Raw genomic sequence first — 20,865 nt, 5'->3', positions numbered from 1 at the left:
GGCGACACGGTGATCGCCGGGAGGTCCCGGGGCTACAGCCTGCAGGCGTAGATGTCGGTGACCAGGATGGCCCTGGCGCCGATGTCCCACAGCTCGTCCATCACGTGCTGGTGTCCCTTGCGCCGGACCATGGCGCGTACCGCCACCCAGCCCTCGCGGTGGAGCGGGGAGACCGTCGGGCCCTCCATGCCGGGGGTCAGCGCGATGGCCTCCTCGATCCGCTCGGCGCGGATGTCGTAGTCCATCATCACGTAGTCGCGCGCGTGGATGACGCCCTGCAGGCGGCGCACGACCTGTTCGAGCCCGGGGGTGCCCGCGCCCTCGCGGCCCCTGATCAGCACGCCCTCCGAGCGCATGATCGGCTCGCCGAACACCTCGAGCCCCACGTTGCGCAGGGTGGTGCCGGTCTCGACCACGTCGGCGACCGCGTCGGCCACGCCGAGCCGGATGGCGGTCTCGACGGCGCCGTCGAGCTTGATCACGCGGGCGTCGACGTCGCACTCGGCCAGGTACTTCTCCAGCAGTCCCGGATACGCGGTGGCCACGCGCAGCCCCTTGAGGTCCTGCACGGAGCTCATCTGCCCGCTGCTCGCCGCCAGGCGGAAGGTGGAGCCGCCGAACCCTAGCGGCATCACCTCCTCGACCTGCGCGCCGGAGTCGATGAGCATGTCGCGCCCGGTGATGCCGGCGTCGAGCGTGCCCTCACCGACGTAGACGGCGATGTCGCGCGGGCGCAGGAAGAACAGTTCGCAGGAACTGTCGGTGTCGACGACCACCAGTTCCTTGCTGTCACGGCGGGGCCGGTAGCCGGCCTCCTTGAGCATGGTCTGGGCCGCTTCGCTGAGCGCGCCCTTGTTCGGTACGGCAAGCCGCAACATCAGTGGTCAACCCCCTACAGGTGCTTGTAAACCTCGTCCAGCCCGATACCCCGGGCGATCATCAGCACCTGCACGTGGTACAGCAGCTGAGAGATCTCTTCTGCGGCGCGGTCCTTCGACTCGTGCTCGGCGGCCATCCAGCTCTCCGCCGCCTCCTCCACGACCTTCTTGCCGATGGCATGGACGCCGGCGTCGAGCGCCGCCACGGTGCCCGATCCCTCGGGGCGCAGGCGTGCCTTGTCTGACAGCTCGGCGAACAGCTCTTCGAAGGTCTTCATGATCTCTCTCGTCGGTCGGCTGACATGCGGGTCCAGCCTAACGTTCGCGGCGGCCTCGTACGTGCGGCGTCCGCGACCCGAGACGCCCGGGTTTCGGTCCGTCGATAACGAATCGAAAGCGCTGGGCGCTACGCTCGCCGCTGTGTCGGGGGAGTGCGCCTCAGGGCGCACGGACACACGGGGTGCTGCGGCCCGCCGTGCCTCCTCCCGGGGAACGGCGGGCACAGCCAGTCACGGCTTCCGGGGTGACCGCGGGCGGGCCGTACCGGAATGCGAAAATCCCGGCCGATCACGCTGATCGGCCGGGATCTCAGGAGGCGCGCCGGGCGTCAGGCCCGGCGGCCGGGGTCAGCGGCCGTAGCGGCGGCCGGAGTTGCCGGTGTTGTTGCCGGAGCGGTAACCGTCACGGGGACGCTCGCCACGGTCGGCCGAGAACGGACGGCGCTCGCCACGGTCGTCGGCGCGGAACGCGCCACCGCGCGGGCCGCGGTCGTCGGCGCGGAAGGGACGCGAGCCCCGGTCGTCGGAGCGGAAGGAGCCGCCACGAGCGCCACGGTCGTCAGAGCGGAAGCCGCCACGGTCGTCGGAGCGAGGGCCCTGACGGTCGTCGGAGCGGAATCCGCCACCACGGGGACCGCGGTCCTCGCCGGAGCGGAAGCCGCCACGGTCGTCGGAACGAGGGCCCTGACGGTCGTCCGAGCGGAACCCGCCACCCTGTCCGCGGTCGTCGGAGCGGAAGCCCTGACGGTTGTCGGAACGGTAGCCACCACGGCCGCGGTCGTCGGAGCGGAAGCCGCCCCCACGAGGGCCGCGGTCGCCGGAGCGCTCGCCCGAGCGGTAGCCACCGCCGCTCTGACCGCGGTCGTCGCGCTCGGGGCGGTTCTCGCCGACCGTGCGGGGGCCGCCGTCGAAGTGACGCTTCGGGTAACGCTCGCCGTCCTCGTGACGACGGCCGCCGCTGGGGCGGTCACCGCCCTCGGGACGACGTCCGTAGGAACGCTCGCCACGACGGCCGCGACGCTCGCCGCCGTGACCGCCCTCACGGCGGGGACGCAGCGGCTTGCGGACGTCCGGCTCCCAGACCGGGATCGGCTCGCCGCTGGGGACGCGGGCGCCGGTGACCTCGGCCACCCGGGAGTTACCGGGAGCGGCCTTGAGGCGGAACGGGTGGATGCCCGCGCGCCGGGTCAGCTGGTCGGTCGAGCGCCGCTCGTTGGGCAGCACCAGGGTGACGACGGTGCCCTTCTCCCCCGCGCGGGCCGTACGGCCACCGCGGTGGAGGTAGGACTTGTGGTCCTGCGGCGGGTCCACGTGCAGCACCAGGCTGATGTTGTCGACGTGGATGCCGCGGGCGGCCACGTCGGTGCAGACCAGGACGTTGACGGAGCCCTCACGGAACTCCGCCAGGATCCGGGTGCGCTGGTTCTGGCGCTTGCCGCCGTGCAGGCCGCCGGAGCGCACGCCGACCCGGGCCAGCTGCTTGCACAGCCGGTCCACGCCGTGCTGGGTGCGCACGAAGATGATCGTGCGGCCCTCGCGGTTGGCGATCTCGGCGGTCACGTCGAACTTCTCGTCGCGGGTCACCTGCAGCACGTGGTGCTCCATGGTGTCGACCGGGGAGGTCGCCGGGGCCACGGAGTGGGTGATCGGGTCCTTCAGGAACTTCCGCACCAGCTTGTCGACGTCGCCGTCGAGCGTGGCCGAGAACAGCAGGCGCTGGCCGTCGGGGGCGGTCTGCGCGAGCAGGTCCGTCACGACGGGGAAGAAACCGAGGTCGCACATGTGGTCGGCCTCGTCCAGGACGCTGATCTCGACCTCCGACAGCGAACACTCACCCTGGCGGATGAGGTCGCCGAGGCGGCCGGGGGTGGCGATGACGAGGTCGATGCCGCGGCGCAGCGCCTCGACCTGCTTGCCCATGGACATGCCGCCGACGACGACCTTCATGCGCAGGCCGAGGCCGCGGCCGAGGGGCTCGAGGGCGTCGTGCACCTGGAGGGCGAGCTCACGGGTGGGAACGAGGATCATGGCGCGCGGGTGCTTCGGCTTGGGCCGGTCACCGGCGATGCGAACCATCGTCGGCAGGCCGAACGCCAGGGTCTTGCCGGAGCCGGTCTGGCCGCGGCCGAGCACGTCGTGACCCGCCAGCACGTCCGGGATGGTGGCGCTCTGGATGGGGAACGGGGCGTTGATGCCCTGACGGGCGAGGCCGTTCACGATCGGCGCGGGCAGGCCCAGCAGCTCGAACTCGGACGGACCCGACTCCGGGGAGGTTTCGGGCAGGACAACGTCAAGCATGGTCACGGAAAATCGTGCCTTTCGGTCGAAGTGGCGCGTCACTTCTGCGAAAGGACGAGCCGGGGCGTACGGCAGCGCCGTACCTGTGCAGAGAAAACACCTCGGGGTGGGGACGTGCCCGCCTTGATGGAGGCGGTCGTCTACGCGCACCCGGTGCCGGCGCAGGCGGCTGAAGACGCGAGATGATGCGTCAGGTGCACGTGGTGGCCAACACGGGAGGAGATCGATCTATTCCCGCCCTGGCACGCTGAAGCGGCTGACGCGGGCTGCGTCAGCCGTGCAGCTCAAGAAAAGTTCAGACCCTTGGGGATCAGACGTTGAAGCCTAGCATACGGAGCTGCTCGCGCCCCTCGTCGGTGATCTTGTCCGGGCCCCACGGCGGGAGCCAGACCCAGTTGATCTTCACGTCGGAGACCATGCCGTCGAGCGCCGAGTGCGCCTGGTCCTCGATGACGTCGGTCAGCGGGCAGGCGGCACTGGTCAGGGTCATGTCGATGGTGGCCACGGGCGCGGCGCCCTCGGCCGGATCGAGGTGGAGGCCGTAGATGAGGCCGAGGTCGACGACGTTGATCCCGAGCTCGGGGTCCACGACGTCCTTCAGGGCCTCCATGACCTCCTCGACGGTGGCCTCACCGTCATACCCCTGCGTCGGGGTCTGCGTTGGCTTACTCACGAGGCACTCCTCACCACAGCGTCTTTGTAGGCCATCCACGACAGCAGCGCGCACTTCACCCGTGCCGGGAACTTGGCGACCCCGGCGAAGGCGACGGCGTCGCCCAGCACGTCCTCGTCGGCCTCCACCTGTCCCCTGCCCTGCATGAGGCGGGTGAACTCATCGACCACGGACAACGTCTCGGTGACGGTCGAGCCGGTGGTCAGCTCGTGCAGCACCGACGCGGCGGCCTGGCTGATGGAGCAGCCCTGGCCGTCGTAGGACACGTCCTCGATCTTGCCGCCGTCGCCGAGCTTCACCCGGAGCGTGATCTCGTCGCCGCACGTCGGGTTCACGTGGTGAACCTCGGCATCGTACGGCTCGCGCAGCCCCCGCCCCTGCGGGTGCTTGTAGTGCTCCAGGATCAGCTCCTGGTACATCGACTCGCCGATCATGACTATGCGAACACCTTCTGGACGTGATGGAGGCCGCGCACCAGGGCGTCGATCTCGCCCGTGGTGTTGTACAGGTAGAACGACGCCCGCGTGGTCGCGGGTATTCCGAAGCGCAGGTGAAGCGGGCGGGCGCAGTGGTGCCCGACGCGTACCGCGATGCCGAACTCGTCGTCGAGGATCTGCCCCACGTCGTGCGGGTGAATCCCCTCAAGCGTGAACGCGACGGTCCCGCCGCGCTCCTCCAGCGTGGAGGGTCCGATGAGCCGCAGCGACGGGACCTCGGCCAGCGCGTCGAGAGCGTGGGCGGTCATGGCGCGCTCGTGCGCCTCGATCGCCTCCATCCCGGCGGCCGTGAGGTAGTCGACGGCGGCGCCGAGGCCGATGGCCTCGACGATCGGCGGCGTGCCGGCCTCGAACTTGTGCGGGTAGGGCGCGTAGGTCGAGTGGTCCATCCAGACCGCCTCGATCATCTCGCCGCCGCCCAGGAACGGGGGCATGGCCTCCAGCAGTTCGCCGCGGGCCCAGAGCACGCCGATGCCGGACGGGCCGAGCATCTTGTGGCCGGTGAAGGCGACGAAGTCGACGCCCAGCGCGGCCACGTCCACCGGGTGGTGCGGGACCGACTGGGAGGCGTCGAGCATGACCAGCGCGCCGACCTCGCGGGCCCGCCTGAGCACGGGCGCGACGGGGTTGACGGTGCCGAGCACGTTCGACTGGTGCGCGATCGAGACGATCTTCGTGCGCTCGGTGATGACCTCGCCCGACAGGTCCAGCCGGCCCTCGTCGGTGACGCCGAACCACTTCAGCGTGGCGCCGGTGCGCTGGGCCAGCATCTGCCAGGGCACGATGTTGGAGTGGTGCTCCATCTCCGAGATGACGATCTCGTCGCCGGGGCCCATCGTGAAGCGCGGGTCCTCGTTCGTCTTGTTGCCGAAGCTGTAGGCGACCAGGTTGAGCGCCTCGGAGGCGTTCTTGGTGAAGACCACCTCGTCGCGCGAGGGCGCGCCGACGAAGGCCGCGACCTTGTCACGGGCGTCCTCGTAGGCCTGGGTGGACTCCGCGCCGAGCACGTGCATGGCACGGCCGACGTTGCTGTAGTGCATCGCCAGGTGCTCGCGCATGGTCTCGACGACCTGCGCCGGCTTCTGCGAGGAGTTGCCCGAGTCGAGATAGACCAGCGACCGGCCGCCGGGCAGCTCGCGGGAGAGGACCGGGAAGTCCTTCCTGATCCTCTCCACGTCGAAGGCCGCCGACATTAGACGGCAGCCTTCGTGTAGGCCTCGTAGCCCTCGGCCTCCAGCTTGTCGGCCAGCTCGGGGCCGCCCTCTTCAACGATCTTGCCGTTGGCGAAGACGTGCACGAAGTCGGGCTTCACGTACCGCAGGATGCGGGTGTAGTGCGTGATCAGCAGAACGCCCGTCTCGCCGGAGGCGCGGAAGCGGTTGATGCCCTCCGACACCACGCGCAGGGCGTCGACGTCGAGGCCGGAGTCGGTCTCGTCGAGCACCGCGATCTTCGGCTTGAGGAGTTCGAGCTGGAGGATCTCGTGGCGCTTCTTCTCGCCGCCGGAGAAGCCCTCGTTGAGGTTGCGCTGGGCGAAGGCCGCGTCGATGGCCAGCGCGTCCATGCCGCCCTTGAGGTCCTTGGCGAACTCACGCAGCTTCGGCGCCTCGCCGCGGATGGCGGTGACGGCCGAGCGCAGGAAGTTGGAGACCGAGACGCCGGGGACCTCGACCGGGTACTGCATGGCCAGGAACAGACCGGCGCGGGCCCGCTCGTCGACCGTCAGCTCCAGCAGGTCGACACCGTCGAGCAGCACCTGGCCGCCGGTGATGGTGTACTTCGGGTGGCCGGCGATGGCGTAGGCCAGCGTCGACTTGCCCGAGCCGTTGGGGCCCATGATGGCGTGGGTCTCGCCCGACTTCACGGTGAGGTTGACGCCGCGCAGGATTTCCTTGTCCTCGACGGCGACCTTCAGCTCGCGGATTTCGAGAGTGCTCATTTATGACTCCTTCGAGAGCGAGACGAGCACGTCATCGCCATCGATCTTCACTGTGTAGACGTTCACGGGCTTGGTGGCCGGCGGGCCGGTCGGTTTGCCGCTGCGGATGTCGAAGCACGATCCGTGCAGCCAGCATTCGAGGGTGTCGTCGTAGACCTCGCCCTCGCTGAGCTTGACCTCGGCGTGCGAGCAGATGTCGTGCAGCGCGAAGACCTCCGCGCCCTTGCGCACGAGCGCGACCGGCGTCTCGCCCACCTCGACGGCGATGACCCCCGAGTCGGGAATGTCACTCACCCTGCAGACCTTCTCGTAGCTCATGAGTGGCTCACCGCGCGAGCTCCGCTTCCACCGCGCTCATCACGCGCTCGCGGATCGCCTCGACCTCGATCTTCTCGATCAGCTGGCCGAGGAAGCCCCTGATGACCAGGCGGCGGGCCTCGTCGAAGGGGATGCCGCGGGCCTGGAGGTAGAACAGGTGCTCGTCGTCCAGGCGGCCCGAGGTGGAGGCGTGGCCCGCCCCGGCGACCTCGCCGGTGAGGATCTCCAGGTTCGGCACCGAGTCGGCGCGGGCGCCGTCGGTGAGGATGAGGTTGCGGTTGAGCTCGTAGGTGTCGGTGCCCTCGGCCGCCACGCGGATGATCACGTCGCCGATCCAGACGGCGTGCGCCTCCTCGCCCTGCAGGGCACCGCGGTAGTCCACGTTGCTCTTGCAGTTGGGCTCGGAGTGGTCGACCAGGAGGCGGTGCTCCAGGTGCTGCTTGGCGTCGACGAAGTACACGCCCGACAGGTCGGCGTCGCCGCCGGGGCCGGTGTAGGAGACGCTGGGCGACAGGCGTACCAGGTCGCCGCCGAGCGTCACCACGAAGCTGCGGAAGGTCGCGTCCTTGGCGAGCTGGGCGTGGTGGTGGGAGACGTGCACGGCGTCGGCGGCCCAGTCCTGCAGGCTGACGACCTTCAGCGTGGCGCCGTCGCCGACCACGAACTCGACGTTGTCGGCGTAGACCGCGCTGCCCTTGTGGTCGAGCACGACCACGGCCTCCGCCATCGGCTCCACCTTGATCACGATGTGACCGTAGGTGGCGCCGTCGCCGGAGCCGGTGAGCGTGACGACCGTCTCCTTGGAGACGACGGCCTCGCGCGGCACGGTGATGACCGTGGCCTTCTCGAAGGAGTTGTAGGCCTGCGCGCTGACCCGGTCGGCGGGCACGTACGCCTTGCCGACCCGGGCGTCGTCACGGCCGACCGTCTCCACGGTGACCTCGGGGGCGGCGTCGACGTCCACGATCACGTGGCCGGAGGCCGCGGCGCTGCCGTTGTGCAGGCCCTTGAGACGGGACAGCGGCGTGAAGCGCCACTGCTCCTCGCGGCCCGTGGGCACCTCGAAGTCGTCCAGGTTGTAGGAGGACTTCTCGTGCAGGGTCGACAGGGGCTTCTCGTTCAGGCCCATCAGCCGACGGCTCCTTCCATCTGCAGCTCGATCAGGCGGTTCAGTTCGAGGGCGTACTCCATGGGGAGCTCGCGGGCGATCGGCTCGACGAAGCCGCGCACGATCATCGCCATCGCCTCGTCCTCACCGAGCCCGCGGCTCATGAGGTAGAACAGCTGGTCCTCGCTGACCTTGGAGACCGTGGCCTCGTGCCCCATCGAGACGTCGTCCTCGCGGACGTCGACGTAGGGGTAGGTGTCGGAGCGGCTGATCTGGTCGACCAGGAGCGCGTCGCACTTGACCGTGCTCGCGCTGCCGTGGGCGCCCTCCTCGATCTGCACCAGACCGCGGTAGGAGGTACGGCCGCCGCCGCGCGCCACCGACTTGGAGATGACGCTGGAGGAGGTGTGGGGCGCCAGGTGGACCATCTTGGATCCGGCGTCCTGGTGCTGGCCCTCGCCCGCGAACGCGACCGACAGGGTCTCGCCCTTGGCGTGCTCGCCCATCAGGTAGACGGCCGGGTACTTCATCGTGACCTTGGAGCCGATGTTGCCGTCGATCCACTCCATGGTGGCGCCCTCGTAGGCGACGGCGCGCTTGGTGACCAGGTTGTAGACGTTGTTCGACCAGTTCTGGATGGTCGTGTAACGGCAGCGGGCGCCCTTCTTCACGATGATCTCGACGACCGCGGAGTGCAGCGAGTCGCTGGAGTAGATCGGCGCGGTACAGCCCTCGACGTAGTGAACGTAGGAGTTCTCGTCGACGATGATCAGGGTGCGCTCGAACTGGCCCATGTTCTCGGTGTTGATCCGGAAGTAGGCCTGCAGCGGGATCTCGACGTTGACGTTCGGCGGCACGTAGATGAAGGAGCCGCCGGACCAGGTCGCGGTGTTGAGCGCGGCGAACTTGTTGTCGCCGACCGGGATGACCGAGCCGAAGTACTCCTTGAAGAGTTCCTCGTGCTCCTTCAGGCCCGTGTCGGTGTCGACGAAGATGACGCCCTTTTCCTCAAGGTCCTCACGGATCTTGTGGTAGACGACCTCGGACTCGTACTGGGCGGCGACGCCGGCGATGAGGCGCTGCTTCTCGGCCTCGGGGATGCCGAGCCTGTCATAGGTGTTCTTGATGTCCTCGGGCAGCTCTTCCCAGGAAGCGGCCTGCTTCTCGGTGGAGCGCACGAAGTACTTGATGTTGTCGAAGTCGATGCCGGTGAGGTCGGAGCCCCAGGTGGGCAGCGGCTTCTTGCCGAACAGCCGCAGGCCCTTCAGACGCAGGTCGAGCATCCACTCCGGCTCGTTCTTGAGCGCGGAGATGTTGCGGACGACCTCCTCGGACAGGCCGCGCTTGGCGGCCGCGCCCGCCGCGTCCGAGTCGGCCCAGCCGAACTTGTAATTCCCGAGGCCTTCCAGCTCCGGGCGGTCGGTGACAGTCACCTTCCGGTCTCCTTGCTCTCAGTGTCCAATGGGTCGCTCACCGCTCCTGGCTCCGTCCGCGAAGTCCCTGACGGGCCTCCACGCCGGTTGGGCGGATGCGCTCCCTGTATCCGAACGGGGCTCACATGCGTGGTGCAGACCCCGTCGCCGTGTGCGATGGTGGCCAGGCGTTGCACCGGGGTGCCGAGCAGCTGCGCGAACGCCTCCGTCTCGGCCTCACACAGCTGCGGGAACTCCGCCGCCGCGTGCGCCACCGGGCAGTGGTGCTGGCAGAGCTGGTCGCCGCCGGACTTGGCCTTGCTGGCCGAGGCGGCGTAACCCTCTGCCGACAGCGCCTGGGCCAGCACGTGCACCCGCTGGTCCTCCGGCACTGTCGCCATGACCGGCTCAAGCCGCTGCAGCAGGCTCTTGACCTGCGAGCGGGCGAACTCGGTCACGGCTTCCTCACCCATGCGCTCGGCCAGGAAGCGCAGCGCGCTCCCGGCCAGGTCGTCATAGGCGTGCTCGAAAGCACTGCGCCCCGCGTCGGTGATGGCGAACAGCTTGGCCGGCCGCCCTCTGCCGCGCTGCCCGCGCGGCCGCACGGTGCGAGGCTCTATCATCCCGTCGGTCAGCAGCGCGTCGAGATGGCGTCGTACGGCTGCGGGCGTGAGCCCGAGCCGCTCGCCGAGCGCGGCGGCCGTGACGGGACCGTGCTCCAGGATCAGCCGGGCCACGCGGGCGCGTGTGCTGCGCTCGCTTCCTGGCTCGATCGAGGAGGTCACGTTTTTCACAACATCAGTGTGCCGTAATTCCTTCCCCGTTCACAAACGGTTCCGGAGATGCGGAGAATGCAATTTCTCACGCAGGGTAGCCTTACCTAACTCCACGCCGGAGCAGGGTGAACGCCACTCCCGAGGCCAGGATGAGGCCGAGCATGACGCTCGCCATCGGCACCGCCGTACCGGATCCGGCGAGTCCCACCAGCGGCGCGGCGACCGCGCCGAGCGCGAACTGCAGGACCCCGAGCAGCGCCGAGGCGCTGCCGGCGACCTGGGGAGGCTGGCTGGCGAGGGCGAGCGCGCCGGTGCCCGGCAGCACGAGGCCCTGCCCGCACATGATGACGAACAGGCCCGCCACGATGCCGCCGAGACCCAGCCCCGCGGTGGCGGCGGCGACGAGCAGCACGCCTCCCGCCAGCGTGACGACCAGGCCGACGCGGACCAGGAGCGCGGGCCGGACGCGTCCGGCCAGGCGCCCGCCGACCTGCGCCATGACGGTCAGGCCGAGGGCGTTGAGCCCGAAGATGAGCGAGTACTGCTGCGGCGTGGCCTGGTAGACGCCCTGAAGGACGAACGGCGAGCCGGAGATGTAGGCGAACATGGCGGCGAAGGCCAGGCCCGCGGTCAGCGCGCTGGCCATGAAGGCGCGGTCGCGCAGCAGGCGCCAGAACGTCGTCGCGGTGTGCCGGAGCCCGCCGCTCTCCCGCTGGCCGGCGGGAAGCGTCTCCTTGACGCCGGGGATGACCGCGAGCAGCAGCGCCAGGCCGAGCAGGCTCAGCGCGACGAAGACGCCGCGCCAGGAGGTGAACGCCAGCAGTTGCGCTCCGGCGATCGGGGCCAGGATCGGCGCGAGGCCGCTGACGAGCATGAGGGTGGCGAAGATGCGGGCGATGGCCGCGCCGTCGTACAGGTCGCGCACCACGGCGCGGACGATCACCAGCGCGGCGCCGCCGAGCACACCCTGCAGCAGGCGCAGCGCGATCAGCGCCGGCACGTTCGGGGCGAAGGCGCACAGCAGCGAGGCCAGCGCGAACCCGCCGACGCCCACGAGCAGCGGCCCGCGGCGCCCGCGTACGTCGCTCAGCGGCCCGGCCAGCACCTGGCCGACGGAGACGCCGATGAGACAGGCGGTGAGGGTGAGCTGGACCTGCGCCGGGGCCGACATCATCTCGCCGGAGATGGCCGGCAGCGCGGGCAGGTACATGTCGATGGACAGCGGTCCGATGGCGCTCAGCGCGCCCAGGATCACCAGGAGCAGTCCGCGGCGTTCTTTCCTGACCTCGACCGCCGGCGTGGCCTCTGCCACGGACATGCGTGGTCCCCTCTCCCTCGTAGACCGATGGCCCACGAGGGCCGAGGGTGAAACGGGGATTAGGTCGCCCTAATTCCCCATTTCAGGAATTTTCACGAAGTTGGATGACGTTGAACGCCGCTCCCTGCGGGTCGATGAGCACGCCGAACGCGCCGGGCGGCGCGTCCATCCTGTCCACGAGGACCGTGGCCCCCTTCTCGCGGGCCTTGGCGATCGTGGCGTCGAGGTCGGCCACGGCGAAGTAGGTCCCCCAGTGGGACGGGACCTGCGGCGGGTACTCCTCGCCCATGGGCATCATGCCCGCGATGCTGTTCTCGCCGTTGTACCACTCGGTATAGGCGATCTCGCCCATCTGCTGCGCGTGGGGCCGCCAGCCGAACACCTCGGCGTAGAAGCGGGTGGCCGCCTCGACGTCGCGGCTGACGAGCTCGTTCCAGCAGTACGCGCCCGGCTCGTTGACCCGCGCCGCGCCATGGTGGTTGCCGGGCTGCCAGACACAGAAGAAGCCGCCGTCGGGACCCTGGAAGACCGCCATCGTGCCCTCTTCGAACACCGCGAACGGCTCGGCGAAGACCGTGCCGCCCGCGTTCTTGACCCGGTCGGCGACCGCCGCCGCGTCGTCGGTGGAGACGTACATGTTCCAGACCGGCGGCATGCCCGGATTCTGGAGCGGGCCGACGCCGGCCACGACCTTGTCGCCGACGTAGAACTGCCCGTAACCGCCCGCGGCCGGGTCCTCGGCCATCTCGGCCCGCCACCCGAGCAGCTCGCCGTAGAAGCCGACCGCCGCCGCCACATCGGTGGTCGACAGATCCACCCAGCAGGGAACGCCTGGATCATAAGCACTGCGTACTGACACTTCCCCCTCCTTCTGTGAGATGGACCACAATCACCCAATCACGTCCCGTCTCACCCGTCAGGCGACTTGACGGGTTCGTCCGCAAGCCTTTACGCGCTGCCAGGTCGAAGCCCGGACCACCGCGGGCAGTCCCTAGACTCTTGCCATGGATTCCCCAGCCGTCGAGATCATCGATCTGGTCAAGCGCTACGGCGCCACCACGGCGATCGACGGCCTCACGCTCTCGGCGGCGCGCGGCGCGGTCACCGCGATCCTCGGCCCCAACGGTGCGGGCAAGACCTCCACGATCGAGATCTGCGAGGGCTTCAGGCGCGCCGACGCCGGCACCGTCCGCGTGCTCGGCGCCGATCCGCGCACCCACGCGCTGCGTCCCCGGGTGGGCGTCATGCTCCAGGCGGGCGGCGTCCCGCCCGCGATGCGCTGCGGCGAGTGGCTGAGGCTGGTCTCGCGCTTCTACGCCCGCCCCCTCGATCCGCGGGCCCTTCTGGTACGCCTGGGGCTGGCCGAGCACGCCCGCACCCCCTACCGCAGGCTCTCCGGCGGCCAGCAGCAGCGCCTGTCCCTGGCCGCGGCGGTCGTCGGCCGCCCCGAGCTGGTCTTCCTCGACGAGCCGACCGCCGGGCTCGACCCGCAGGCCAGGCACGGCTGCTGGGACCTGGTCGGCGACCTGCGCGCGGCCGGGGTCTCCGTGGTGCTCACCACCCACCACATGGACGAGGCCGAGCGCCTGTCCGACCACGTCGTCATCATCGACCGCGGCCAGGTCGTGGCCGAGGGCAGCCCCGCCCAGCTGACCGGCGCCGAGCGGCAGCTGCGCTTCCGCGCCCGTCCCGGCCTGGCGCTGGAGGAACTGCTCAACGCGCTGCCGGCCGGCAGCGCCGCCAAGGAGTCCCCCGCCGGCCACTACATCCTCGAGGGCCAGGTCGGGCCCGAGCTGCTGGCCACGGTCACCGCCTGGTGCGCCGCCGAGGGCGTCACGGCCGACGACCTGCGCATCGAGCGCCGCACGCTGGAGGACGTCTTCCTCGAACTGACGGGACGCGAACTGCGATGACCACCCTTGACCTCACTCCGGCGCCCGGCGCGGCGCCGCTGCCCAGGATGGTGCTGGCGCAGGCGGGAGCCGAGGTGCGGGCCATCCTGCGCAACGGCGAGCAACTGCTGCTCACGCTGATCATCCCGGTGCTCCTGCTCGCGGGCTTCTCGCTGGCGCCGCTGATCGACATCGGGGGCGGCAGCCGGGTCGGCTTCCTGGCCCCCGGCGTGCTGGCGCTGGCCGTGATGTCCACGGCGTTCACCGGGCAGGCGATCGCGACCGGGTTCGAGCGCCGCTACGGCGTGCTGAAGCGCCTCGGGGCCACGCCGCTGTCGCGGGCCGGGCTCATGGTGGCCAAGACGCTGGCCGTACTCGCGGTGGAGGCCCTGCAGGTGGTGGTCATCGTGGCCGTCGCGCTGGCGCTCGGGTGGCGGCCGCAGGGCTCGTTCCTGGGGGCGGCCCTGCTGGTGCTGCTCGGCACCGCGGCCTTCAGCGGGCTGGGCCTGCTCATGGCGGGGGTCCTGCGCGCGGAGGCGACGCTGGCCGCGGCCAATCTCGTCTACCTGGTGCTCCTGGGCGCGGGCGGGGTGGTCTTCCCCCTGTCGAAGTTCCCTGAGGGGCTGCGCTCGGCGCTTGAGCTGCTGCCGATCTCGGCGCTGACCGGCGGCCTGCGCGCGGTGCTGCGCGACGGGGCCGCGCTGCCGCTCGGCGCACTGGCCGTGCTGGCGGTCTGGGCGGTGCTCACGCTGGGGCTGGCCTCGCGCACGTTCCGCTGGGAGTGACACCCCCGGACTCGGTTTGTGTCGGTCGTCGTGAGTACCCTCTGACGACGACCTGAGGAGTCCCCTTGACCGCCTTTGCCCTTGATGAACCATTCGACCGTTCCAAGTCCGGCGTGCCGGGACCGGGCGGCCTGCTGCGCACCGCCGCCGACTCGATCCCGCCGTCCGGGCTCGTGCTGCTGGCCATCGTCTCCGTCCAGCTGGGCGCCGGGTTCGCCAAGGACCTGTTCCACATCCTGCCGCCGAGCGCCATGGTCTTCCTGCGCATCGCGGCCGGGGCGCTGATCATCACCGCTGTGGCGCGGCCGCGGCTGCGGGGCATGACCAGGCGCGACTGGGCGGTCGTGGTCGGCTTCGGCGCCACGTTGGCGGTCATGAATCTGACGTTCTACGAGGCTCTGGCCCGGTTGCCCATGGGGATCGCGGTGGCGATCGAGTTCCTGGGGCCGCTGGGGGTCGCGGTGGCCGCCTCGCGGCGGCGGCTGGACCTGTTGTGGGTGCTGCTGGCCGGGGGCGGCGTGGTCCTGCTCGCTCCCTGGGGGCAGTCGTCCTCGGTCAGCTGGGCCGGCATCGGCTTCGCGCTGGTGGCCGGGGCCTGCTGGGCGGCGTACATCCTGCTGTCGGCGGCGGCCGGGCAGCGCTTCTCCGGCGCCACCGGGCTGTCGCTGGCCATGGCGGTCTCGGCGGTGGTGGTCGCGCCCGTCGGCGTCACGGCCGGCGGGGCGGACCTGCTGCAGCCCGAGGTGCTGCTGATCGGACTGGGGGTCGGGCTGCTGTCGTCGGTGATCCCCTACTCGCTGGAGCTGCAGGCGCTGCGCCGGATGCCCAAACACGTGTTCGGGATCCTGATGAGCCTGGAGCCCGCCGTGGCGGCCATGATCGGGCTGGTGGTGCTGGGCGAGATCCTGCACCTCCGCGAGTGGGCGGCGGTCATCTGCGTGGTCGCGGCCAGCCTGGGCGCCACCCGGGCGCGCAAGAAGCTCTGACCCAGGCTGGTTTCCACCCCCACCACCAGGCACTATTACCCTGAGTCATTCTTCGGACGCGAAGGGTTGTGGGCGATGGGGTCCGAGCCGGTCAAGCTCACCAGCGACTGGATGGCCGTGCTGCGTGCCCGCGAACACGCCCAGCCCGATGCGTACCTGGACGATCCGTGCGCGGCCGTCTTCGTCACCCCCGCCTCCGAGGCGGGCGTCGACAGCGTGCGCGCCGACGCGCTGCCGTCCGCGGTGGTGCCGCTGCGCGGGCGGCTGGGCGACCTCACGCTGCTCTCCTCCGGGGTACGGCAGGCCGTCTGCCTCGGATCCGGCACCGACGCCCGCGCCTACCGGCTGCCCGTCGAGCCCTCGCTCGTCTACTACGAGGTGGACCTGCCCGGCCAGCTGGACGGCAAGGCGGAACTGCTGGCCGCGGCCGGGTTCGGAGCGCGCTGCGACGTGCGGGTGGTCGAGGCCGACCTCCGGCTCCACTGGGCCCCGGCGCTGGTCGAGGCCGGGTTCTCCGTCTCCGAGCCGGCCTGCTGGATCGCCGACGGGCTCTTCTACTATCTGACCCCGGCCCAGACCCACGCGGTGCTGGACTCGGTCAGCGCGCTGGCGGCGCCGGGGTCGTGGCTGACGTTCGACGTGCCGCACGAGCTGTTCCTGCGGGACCCGGTGATGCAGCCGTTCCTGCGGGAGATGGCGCTGCGGGGAGTGCCGTTCGTGGGGGCGCTGCGCGATCCGGCGGGGCTGCTGGCGCGGCACGGGTGGAGCGCGTCGGCCGCCCTGCACCGGGAGATCGCCGCGGGGGCGTGCGGGTGGCTACCCCCGCTGCCGCAGCGGCTGCGCACCCCGGCGATGGACCTCTGGCTGGTGCGGGCGCGCCAGCCCTGACGGCCTATTCGGGGCGGTCGGCCCAGATGCCGCGCACGTGCTGGATGTGGGCGCTCATGATGCTCTCGGCCGCGGCGGAGTCGCCCGCGGCCAAGGCGCTGAGCAGAGCCAGGTGCTCGCGTCCCGAGTCGGGGAGCTTGCCGCGCTCGAAGAGCTGCTGCAGGCCGTACAGGCGGGCCCGGTTGCGCAGGTCGCGCACGACTTCCACCAGGTGCGCGTTGCCCGACAGCTTGAGCAGCTCCACGTGGAAGCGCAGGTCGGCGTCCACGTAGGCCAGCAGGTCGCCGCGTTCCGCCGCGGAGACGATCTCCTCCGCGATCGGCCGCAGGCTCTCGAACTCCGCGGCCCGCGAGGCGTCCGCGAGCCGGGTCACCGTGGGCACCTCGATCAGCTGGCGAATCTCGGTGAGCTCGTCGAGGTCGCGCTCGGACAGCTCCGTGACCCGGAAGCCCTTGTTGCGGACCGCCTCGACCAGGCCCTCCTTGGCCAGGTCGAGCATGGCCTCGCGGACGGGGGTCGCCGACACCCCGAACTGGGCGGCCAGCACCGGCGCGGAGTACACCACGCCCGGCCGCATCTCGCCGGTGATCAGCGCCGCCCGGAGCGCGTGCGCGACCTGCTCGCGCAGGCTCTGCCGCTCCCCCACCATCGGCAGGTCGAGCCGGTCCTCCGCAGCCATCGCGCGCATCCCTTTCCCTACGTCCACGCCTCGTATGCGGCCGCGGCCACCACGAGGTCCTGCCAGGCCATCCCTGTGCTCTTGAACAGTCTGGGCCCTGGGCCTGCGGTGATGCGGCCGTTGATCAGCTCGGCGAGGTTTCCGGCGAGGTGACCAGTCGTGATCGTACCGTGGCGGATCGGGACGATCACATCTCCGGCCTCGACCAGCGCGCTCGCCCGGGACTCGACGACCACGCACGAGCGGGCGACGAGGTCGTCGTCGACCTCGCGGGCGTCGGGTTCGTGGGAGCCGACGGCGAGGATGGCGGCGCCGTCGCGGGCGAGCTTACCGGCGAACAGCGGCTCGCGGGCGGTGGTGCAGCAGGCGATGAGGCCGGCCTCGGCCACGGCGGCGTCGACGTCCGCGCGCGTGCCGGGATCGTCGCCGCGAAGGGCCCGCGCGGTCAGGCCGAGTGACCGGCAGCGGGCGGCCAGGGCCTCGGCCCGCTCCCTGTGCCGGGCGACGACGGTGACGCGCTCCAGCGGGCGTACGGCGCGCAGTGCCAGGACGTGACCCCAAGCCTGCGGGCCGGAGCCGAAGACCACCAGCGTGCGGGCGTCGGCGGCGGCCAGGTGGGTGGCGGCCAGCGCGGAGACGGCCGGGGTGCGCAGGCTGGTCAGGGCGATGCCGTCCATGACCGCGAGCGGGCTCAGGGTGCCGCCGTCGAACAACAGGTAGGCGCCCTGGATGCGGGGCAGGTCACGCGCGGGCCCGTCGGGCGCGATCGTGACCGCCTTGACCCCGGCGTAGGCACGGGTGGCGGCGGGCATCAGCAACATCTGGCCGCCCGGCAGGTCCACGACCGGCCGCTGCGGGGTGTCCTCGGGATCCAGGCCGTCGCGCAGCGCCTGCTCCAGCAGCTGTACGGCCCGCCTCACCGGAACCAGGCGGCCGAGGGCCTCCGCGTCGATATAGGGCAGCGCGTTCATGGGGCCAAGCATCCTGGCCACCGACCGGAGAAGGGAAGGGGGCCGCGCGGACGAGTCGTCCTCCTCCCCGCGACCGAGAAGGAAAGGGCCACGGGCCCGAAGCGCCCGGACCGTGCCCCCGGTCACCATGAAGGCGTGTCAGTCTCCCCGTCCTCTTCGTCCTCTTCGCAGGCCCCGGTCGCCCCGAAGCAGCGCATCGCCGCGCTCGACGCGCTGCGCGGGTTCGCCCTGTGCGGGATCATCTTCGTGAACATCCCCCAGACCATGGAGATGTTCGCCTACGCCGGGCAACTGCCCGGCCCGCTGCGCCTGTTCTTCCTCGGGCGCTTCTATCCCATCTTCTACCTGCTGTTCGGCATCGGCTTCGGCATCTTCCTGCGCTCGGCCGCCCGGCGCTCGGGACGGCCGAGGCTGCTCCTGCTGAGGCGGTTCGCGGCGCTGGCCGCGCTGGGCGCCGTCCTGCACCTGCTGCAGCCCGGGGAGGTGCTGCTGCCGTTCGCCGTCACCGGCGTCGTGGTGCTTCTCCCCCTCAGCTACCTGCCGCGCCGGGCGCTTCCCGCCGTGGCCGTCGTGCTGACGGTGGCGGGCGTCCTGGCCGGGGTGGGCGGTCTGGGGCTGCTGCCCGGATTGTTCGCGCTCGGGTACACGCTGGCCGAACTGCGGGTGCCGGAGACGCTCGGCGAGCGTCCCCGGCGCCTGGCCGCGCTCGGCGTCGTCTCGCTGGCGGTCTGCGGGCTGACGTACTGGCTCATCACCCTGCCGCTGCCCGACATGGCGCAGATCCGGCTCGGCACGACGCTGTCGCTGGCCACCGCGGGCTGCTACGTCGCGCTGTTCCTGCTGCTTCTACGCACCCCGGCGGGGACGGCGCTGTCGTGGGCGCTGGCGCCGATGGGCAGGATGGCGCTGACCAACTACTTCGGGGCCGCCCTGCTGTTCGTCCCGATCGGCACGGCGCTCGGCCTGCGCGGCTCGAAGGAATGGGCGCTCGCGGCGGCTCTGGGCGCAGCGATCCTGCTCCTTCAGGCCGTGGTGAGTAACCTGTGGTTGCGAAGGTACGGCTACGGCCCGCTGGAGTGGGCCTGGCGGTGCGTGACGTACTGGCGGCGGCTGCCCATCGGCGGTCGCGCCGACGCCGGAGGAGCGCGCGGAGCGGCATGAGCGTGTGGAGCGAAGGGCTGGCGCGACTCGGCGTCCGCACCGCCGCCGGGCGTGACGCGCTGGCCGCCGCTCTGCTCATCCTCGTCAGTACGGCCCGCCTGCTGCCCGCCGTCCACCAGGGCACGCTGAGCGCGCTCGCCCCCGGCGTCGTGGCCGCCGGCTTCGGCCTGGCCGCGGCGGACCTGGCCACCATCGCCACGCGGCGGCGCCGTCCCGTTCTCGCGCTGGCGGCGGCCAGTGTGCTCCCGCTGGCGGCCATGCTGTTGCCCGGCCGTCCCGCCCTGATCGGCGTGGGCGCCGTGGTGTGCTCCTACACCGTGGCCAGCCGCCTGCCCCAGGTGCGGGCGACGGTCGCGATCCTGGCCTGCGGCGCCGTCCACGCCGCCGGAGGACTGCTCGGGACGCTGGCGGGCGGCGGGCACAGTGGGCTGCTCACCTTCTGGGGTGTGCCGCCGGGCGATCCGGCCGGGATGGCGGCCGCCGTCGCCGCGGCCTATCTGCTTCCCGCCACGGCCGGCTTCGCCGTACAGGCCAGGCGGGCGGGTGCGGCCAGGGCGGCGGCGGGCATCGCGCGCGACCGGGAGGAGCGCGCCAGGACCGCGGTCGCCGAGGAGCGGGCCAGGATCGCCAGGGAACTGCACGACATCGCCGCGCACGACCTGTCCGCTATCGTCGTGCAGGCTGGCGCCGCCGACCGGCTGCTCGACCGCGACCCGGCCGCCGCGCGGGCCACGTTACGGGCGATCAGGTCCCAGGGACGCGACACGCTGGCCGCGCTGCGCGCGCTCGTGGGGCTCATGCGCGACAGCGAGCCGGGTGAGGCCGACGGCCGCGCCCCCGCGCTGACCGGAGTGGCGGAGACCGTCCGCCGGTTCCGCACGACCGGCATGGACGTCGAGGTCAGCGCCTCGGGCGAGCCGCGGACGCTGCCCGTCACGACCGGGCTGGCGGTCTCCCGCCTCGTTCGGGAGGCGCTGACCAACGCCCGCCGGCACGCGCCCGGCGCCAAGGTCAGCGTCACGACCACCTTCGGCGAGGCCGGGTTCGCGGTGGCGGTGCGCAACGCCAGGCCCGCCCGCGCCGCCCGCCCGACCGGCGCCGACGGCGGCTACGGCCTGCTCGGCATGCGCGAACGCGTCAACCACGCCGGCGGCGCGCTCACCGCCGGCCCCGAGCCCGACGGCGGCTGGCTGGTCAGCGCCTCCTTTCCGCTGGAGCGTCCATGACCTTCACGATCCTGATCGCCGACGACCAGGCCGTGGTCCGGGCCGGGTTCCGCACGATCCTGGAGTCGGAGCCCGACCTCGAGATCGTCGGCGAGGCCGCCGACGGGCAGGAGGCGGTACGGCTCGCCCGCCGCCTGCGGCCCGACCTGGTCATCATGGACGTCCGCATGCCCGTGCTCGACGGCATCGCCGCGACCGAGCGCCTTGCCGGCGTGGGGGTCGCCGACCCGCTCGCCGTCCTGGTCGTGACCACGTTCGACCTCGACGAGTACGTCTTCTCGGCGCTGCGCGGAGGTGCGCGCGGCTTCCTGCTGAAGGACGTCGAACCCGACGAGCTGGTGGCGGCCGTGCGGGTGGTGGCCGGAGGTCAGGGCCTGGTCGCGCCCGGCGTCACGCGCCGCCTCGTCGCCGAGTTCGCCCGCACCTCGAAGCCGCCACGGGTCCTGGAGCCGCTGCCCGCGCTGACCGGCCGCGAGCACGACACGCTCGTCCTCCTGGCCCGAGGGCTGTCCAACGTGGAGATCGCCCAGACCCTGACCGTGAGCGTCTCGACGGTCAAGACGCACGTGGCCAACCTCCTGGCCAAGATCGGCTGCCGGGACCGCGTCCAGGCGATCATCTACGCGTACGAGCACGGCGTCGTCGAACCGGGCAGCCCGTGAACCGGACACGCCACAGCCCGCGAGCCGACCGGACGAGCCGCGAGCGCGACAGGCCGGGGCAACCAGAGTTGAGCAGCCCGGCCGCCCACGTGCCAGCCACCCAGAAGCTCAGGCGGCCCG

22 protein-coding genes are annotated in these 20,865 nt (G+C 71.4%); 7 read left to right on the top strand and 15 right to left on the bottom strand.

Going from position 1 to position 20,865, the window contains the following annotated elements:
• Window positions 1–32 precede the first annotated feature (32 nt).
• The 13 genes from hisG to ACIBHY_RS07985 all read right to left on the bottom strand — a co-directional run bounded on the left by hisG (window position 33) and on the right by ACIBHY_RS07985 (window position 12,312).
• A complete protein-coding gene (hisG, locus tag ACIBHY_RS08045; protein ID WP_379639194.1) occupies window positions 33–878 on the bottom strand; it encodes an ATP phosphoribosyltransferase in 846 nt (281 codons plus the stop codon).
• A gap of 14 nt (window positions 879–892) precedes the next feature.
• A complete protein-coding gene (locus ACIBHY_RS08040) occupies window positions 893–1,156 on the bottom strand; it encodes a phosphoribosyl-ATP diphosphatase (RefSeq protein WP_184974198.1) in 264 nt (87 codons plus the stop codon).
• Window positions 1,157–1,504: 348 nt separating this feature from the next.
• Entirely contained in the window at window positions 1,505–3,454 is a 1,950-nt protein-coding gene (locus ACIBHY_RS08035; protein WP_397250150.1) for a DEAD/DEAH box helicase, read from the bottom strand.
• Between the two features lie 310 nt (window positions 3,455–3,764).
• Complete coding sequence (locus ACIBHY_RS08030; RefSeq protein WP_397108657.1) at window positions 3,765–4,127, bottom strand: metal-sulfur cluster assembly factor; 363 nt, start codon at window positions 4,125–4,127, stop codon at window positions 3,765–3,767.
• Complete coding sequence (sufU, locus tag ACIBHY_RS08025) at window positions 4,124–4,561, bottom strand: Fe-S cluster assembly sulfur transfer protein SufU (RefSeq protein ID WP_379617703.1); 438 nt, start codon at window positions 4,559–4,561, stop codon at window positions 4,124–4,126. The genes ACIBHY_RS08030 and sufU overlap by 4 nt, the downstream gene beginning before the upstream one ends.
• 2 nt (window positions 4,562–4,563) lie before the next feature.
• Window positions 4,564–5,817: a cysteine desulfurase gene (locus tag ACIBHY_RS08020; protein ID WP_397250152.1), complete on the bottom strand. Its 1,254-nt coding sequence runs from the start codon at window positions 5,815–5,817 to the stop codon at window positions 4,564–4,566.
• The gene (gene sufC, locus ACIBHY_RS08015; RefSeq protein ID WP_397250154.1) at window positions 5,817–6,563 is read right to left on the bottom strand and encodes a Fe-S cluster assembly ATPase SufC; all 747 of its coding nucleotides are present in this window, start codon (window positions 6,561–6,563) and stop codon (window positions 5,817–5,819) included. The genes ACIBHY_RS08020 and sufC overlap by 1 nt, the downstream gene beginning before the upstream one ends.
• A complete protein-coding gene (locus ACIBHY_RS08010; RefSeq protein ID WP_184974174.1) occupies window positions 6,564–6,881 on the bottom strand; it encodes a non-heme iron oxygenase ferredoxin subunit in 318 nt (105 codons plus the stop codon).
• Between the two features lie 7 nt (window positions 6,882–6,888).
• The gene (gene sufD / locus ACIBHY_RS08005) at window positions 6,889–8,010 is read right to left on the bottom strand and encodes a Fe-S cluster assembly protein SufD (protein WP_397250156.1); all 1,122 of its coding nucleotides are present in this window, start codon (window positions 8,008–8,010) and stop codon (window positions 6,889–6,891) included.
• A complete protein-coding gene (gene sufB, locus ACIBHY_RS08000) occupies window positions 8,010–9,422 on the bottom strand; it encodes a Fe-S cluster assembly protein SufB (RefSeq protein WP_379617693.1) in 1,413 nt (470 codons plus the stop codon). The genes sufD and sufB overlap by 1 nt, the downstream gene beginning before the upstream one ends.
• Complete coding sequence (locus ACIBHY_RS07995; protein ID WP_397250158.1) at window positions 9,419–10,195, bottom strand: helix-turn-helix transcriptional regulator; 777 nt, start codon at window positions 10,193–10,195, stop codon at window positions 9,419–9,421. Before ACIBHY_RS07995 ends, sufB begins: the two co-directional genes overlap by 4 nt.
• Before the next feature lie 82 nt (window positions 10,196–10,277).
• On the bottom strand, window positions 10,278–11,495 hold the full coding sequence (locus ACIBHY_RS07990; RefSeq protein WP_397306287.1) for a multidrug effflux MFS transporter: 1,218 nt from the start codon (window positions 11,493–11,495) through the stop codon (window positions 10,278–10,280).
• 82 nt (window positions 11,496–11,577) lie between these two features.
• A complete protein-coding gene (locus ACIBHY_RS07985; protein WP_397306286.1) occupies window positions 11,578–12,312 on the bottom strand; it encodes a VOC family protein in 735 nt (244 codons plus the stop codon).
• A 187-nt stretch (window positions 12,313–12,499) separates the two neighbouring features.
• Here ACIBHY_RS07985 and ACIBHY_RS07980 point away from each other — a divergent pair, with 187 nt between their 5' ends.
• The 4 genes from ACIBHY_RS07980 (at window position 12,500) to ACIBHY_RS07965 (ending at window position 16,046) form a co-directional block, all read left to right on the top strand.
• On the top strand, window positions 12,500–13,408 hold the full coding sequence (locus ACIBHY_RS07980) for an ABC transporter ATP-binding protein (protein ID WP_397250164.1): 909 nt from the start codon (window positions 12,500–12,502) through the stop codon (window positions 13,406–13,408).
• Window positions 13,405–14,172 (top strand): ABC transporter permease, encoded by a 768-nt coding sequence (locus ACIBHY_RS07975; RefSeq protein WP_397306285.1) that lies wholly within the window; start codon window positions 13,405–13,407, stop codon window positions 14,170–14,172. Before ACIBHY_RS07980 ends, ACIBHY_RS07975 begins: the two co-directional genes overlap by 4 nt.
• A gap of 65 nt (window positions 14,173–14,237) precedes the next feature.
• The gene (locus tag ACIBHY_RS07970) at window positions 14,238–15,158 is read left to right on the top strand and encodes an EamA family transporter (protein WP_397250168.1); all 921 of its coding nucleotides are present in this window, start codon (window positions 14,238–14,240) and stop codon (window positions 15,156–15,158) included.
• A 75-nt stretch (window positions 15,159–15,233) separates the two neighbouring features.
• On the top strand, window positions 15,234–16,046 hold the full coding sequence (locus ACIBHY_RS07965) for a class I SAM-dependent methyltransferase (RefSeq protein ID WP_397306284.1): 813 nt from the start codon (window positions 15,234–15,236) through the stop codon (window positions 16,044–16,046).
• Window positions 16,047–16,050: 4 nt separating this feature from the next.
• Here ACIBHY_RS07965 and ACIBHY_RS07960 read toward each other — a convergent pair whose 3' ends face one another.
• The gene (locus tag ACIBHY_RS07960) at window positions 16,051–16,725 is read right to left on the bottom strand and encodes a GntR family transcriptional regulator (RefSeq protein ID WP_397250172.1); all 675 of its coding nucleotides are present in this window, start codon (window positions 16,723–16,725) and stop codon (window positions 16,051–16,053) included.
• A gap of 17 nt (window positions 16,726–16,742) precedes the next feature.
• A complete protein-coding gene (locus tag ACIBHY_RS07955) occupies window positions 16,743–17,696 on the bottom strand; it encodes an ornithine cyclodeaminase family protein (protein ID WP_397250174.1) in 954 nt (317 codons plus the stop codon).
• A 135-nt stretch (window positions 17,697–17,831) separates the two neighbouring features.
• On the opposite strand from ACIBHY_RS07955, the gene ACIBHY_RS07950 reads away from it, so the two are divergent.
• From ACIBHY_RS07950 to ACIBHY_RS07940, 3 genes are read left to right on the top strand one after another with little or no spacing between them, the layout of a single operon-like run.
• Entirely contained in the window at window positions 17,832–18,857 is a 1,026-nt protein-coding gene (locus ACIBHY_RS07950; protein ID WP_397250176.1) for a DUF418 domain-containing protein, read from the top strand.
• A complete protein-coding gene (locus ACIBHY_RS07945; protein WP_397250178.1) occupies window positions 18,854–20,083 on the top strand; it encodes a sensor histidine kinase in 1,230 nt (409 codons plus the stop codon). The genes ACIBHY_RS07950 and ACIBHY_RS07945 overlap by 4 nt, the downstream gene beginning before the upstream one ends.
• Window positions 20,080–20,745 carry a response regulator gene (locus tag ACIBHY_RS07940; protein WP_397306283.1) on the top strand — a complete coding sequence of 222 codons (666 nt, stop codon included), beginning with the start codon at window positions 20,080–20,082 and terminating at the stop codon, window positions 20,743–20,745. The genes ACIBHY_RS07945 and ACIBHY_RS07940 overlap by 4 nt, the downstream gene beginning before the upstream one ends.
• The last annotated feature ends 120 nt before the right edge of the window (window positions 20,746–20,865 follow it).

It is taken from the genome of Nonomuraea sp. NPDC050547, from assembly GCF_044457345.1.
Classification (GTDB): domain Bacteria; phylum Actinomycetota; class Actinomycetes; order Streptosporangiales; family Streptosporangiaceae; genus Nonomuraea.
The sequence above is the reverse complement of the archived record's forward strand: the minus strand, read 5'-3'. Positions and strand labels throughout refer to the sequence as shown.

Bases quoted from the DNA above. Each gene is read 5' to 3' on its own strand.
- hisG (WP_379639194.1), bottom strand. From the start codon at position 878: ATGTTGCGGCTTGCCGTACCGAACAAGGGCGCGCTCAGCGAAGCGGCC.
- ACIBHY_RS08040 (WP_184974198.1), bottom strand. From the start codon at position 1,156: ATGAAGACCTTCGAAGAGCTGTTCGCCGAGCTGTCAGACAAGGCACGC.
- ACIBHY_RS08035 (WP_397250150.1), bottom strand. From the start codon at position 3,454: ATGCTTGACGTTGTCCTGCCCGAAACCTCCCCGGAGTCGGGTCCGTCC.
- sufU (WP_379617703.1), bottom strand. From the start codon at position 4,561: ATGATCGGCGAGTCGATGTACCAGGAGCTGATCCTGGAGCACTACAAG.
- ACIBHY_RS08020 (WP_397250152.1), bottom strand. From the start codon at position 5,817: ATGTCGGCGGCCTTCGACGTGGAGAGGATCAGGAAGGACTTCCCGGTC.
- sufC (WP_397250154.1), bottom strand. From the start codon at position 6,563: ATGAGCACTCTCGAAATCCGCGAGCTGAAGGTCGCCGTCGAGGACAAG.
- ACIBHY_RS08010 (WP_184974174.1), bottom strand. From the start codon at position 6,881: ATGAGCTACGAGAAGGTCTGCAGGGTGAGTGACATTCCCGACTCGGGG.
- sufD (WP_397250156.1), bottom strand. From the start codon at position 8,010: ATGGGCCTGAACGAGAAGCCCCTGTCGACCCTGCACGAGAAGTCCTCC.
- ACIBHY_RS07990 (WP_397306287.1), bottom strand. From the start codon at position 11,495: ATGTCCGTGGCAGAGGCCACGCCGGCGGTCGAGGTCAGGAAAGAACGC.
- ACIBHY_RS07980 (WP_397250164.1), top strand. From the start codon at position 12,500: ATGGATTCCCCAGCCGTCGAGATCATCGATCTGGTCAAGCGCTACGGC.
- ACIBHY_RS07975 (WP_397306285.1), top strand. From the start codon at position 13,405: ATGACCACCCTTGACCTCACTCCGGCGCCCGGCGCGGCGCCGCTGCCC.
- ACIBHY_RS07965 (WP_397306284.1), top strand. From the start codon at position 15,234: ATGGGGTCCGAGCCGGTCAAGCTCACCAGCGACTGGATGGCCGTGCTG.
- ACIBHY_RS07960 (WP_397250172.1), bottom strand. From the start codon at position 16,725: ATGGCTGCGGAGGACCGGCTCGACCTGCCGATGGTGGGGGAGCGGCAG.
- ACIBHY_RS07955 (WP_397250174.1), bottom strand. From the start codon at position 17,696: ATGAACGCGCTGCCCTATATCGACGCGGAGGCCCTCGGCCGCCTGGTT.
- ACIBHY_RS07945 (WP_397250178.1), top strand. From the start codon at position 18,854: ATGAGCGTGTGGAGCGAAGGGCTGGCGCGACTCGGCGTCCGCACCGCC.
- ACIBHY_RS07940 (WP_397306283.1), top strand. From the start codon at position 20,080: ATGACCTTCACGATCCTGATCGCCGACGACCAGGCCGTGGTCCGGGCC.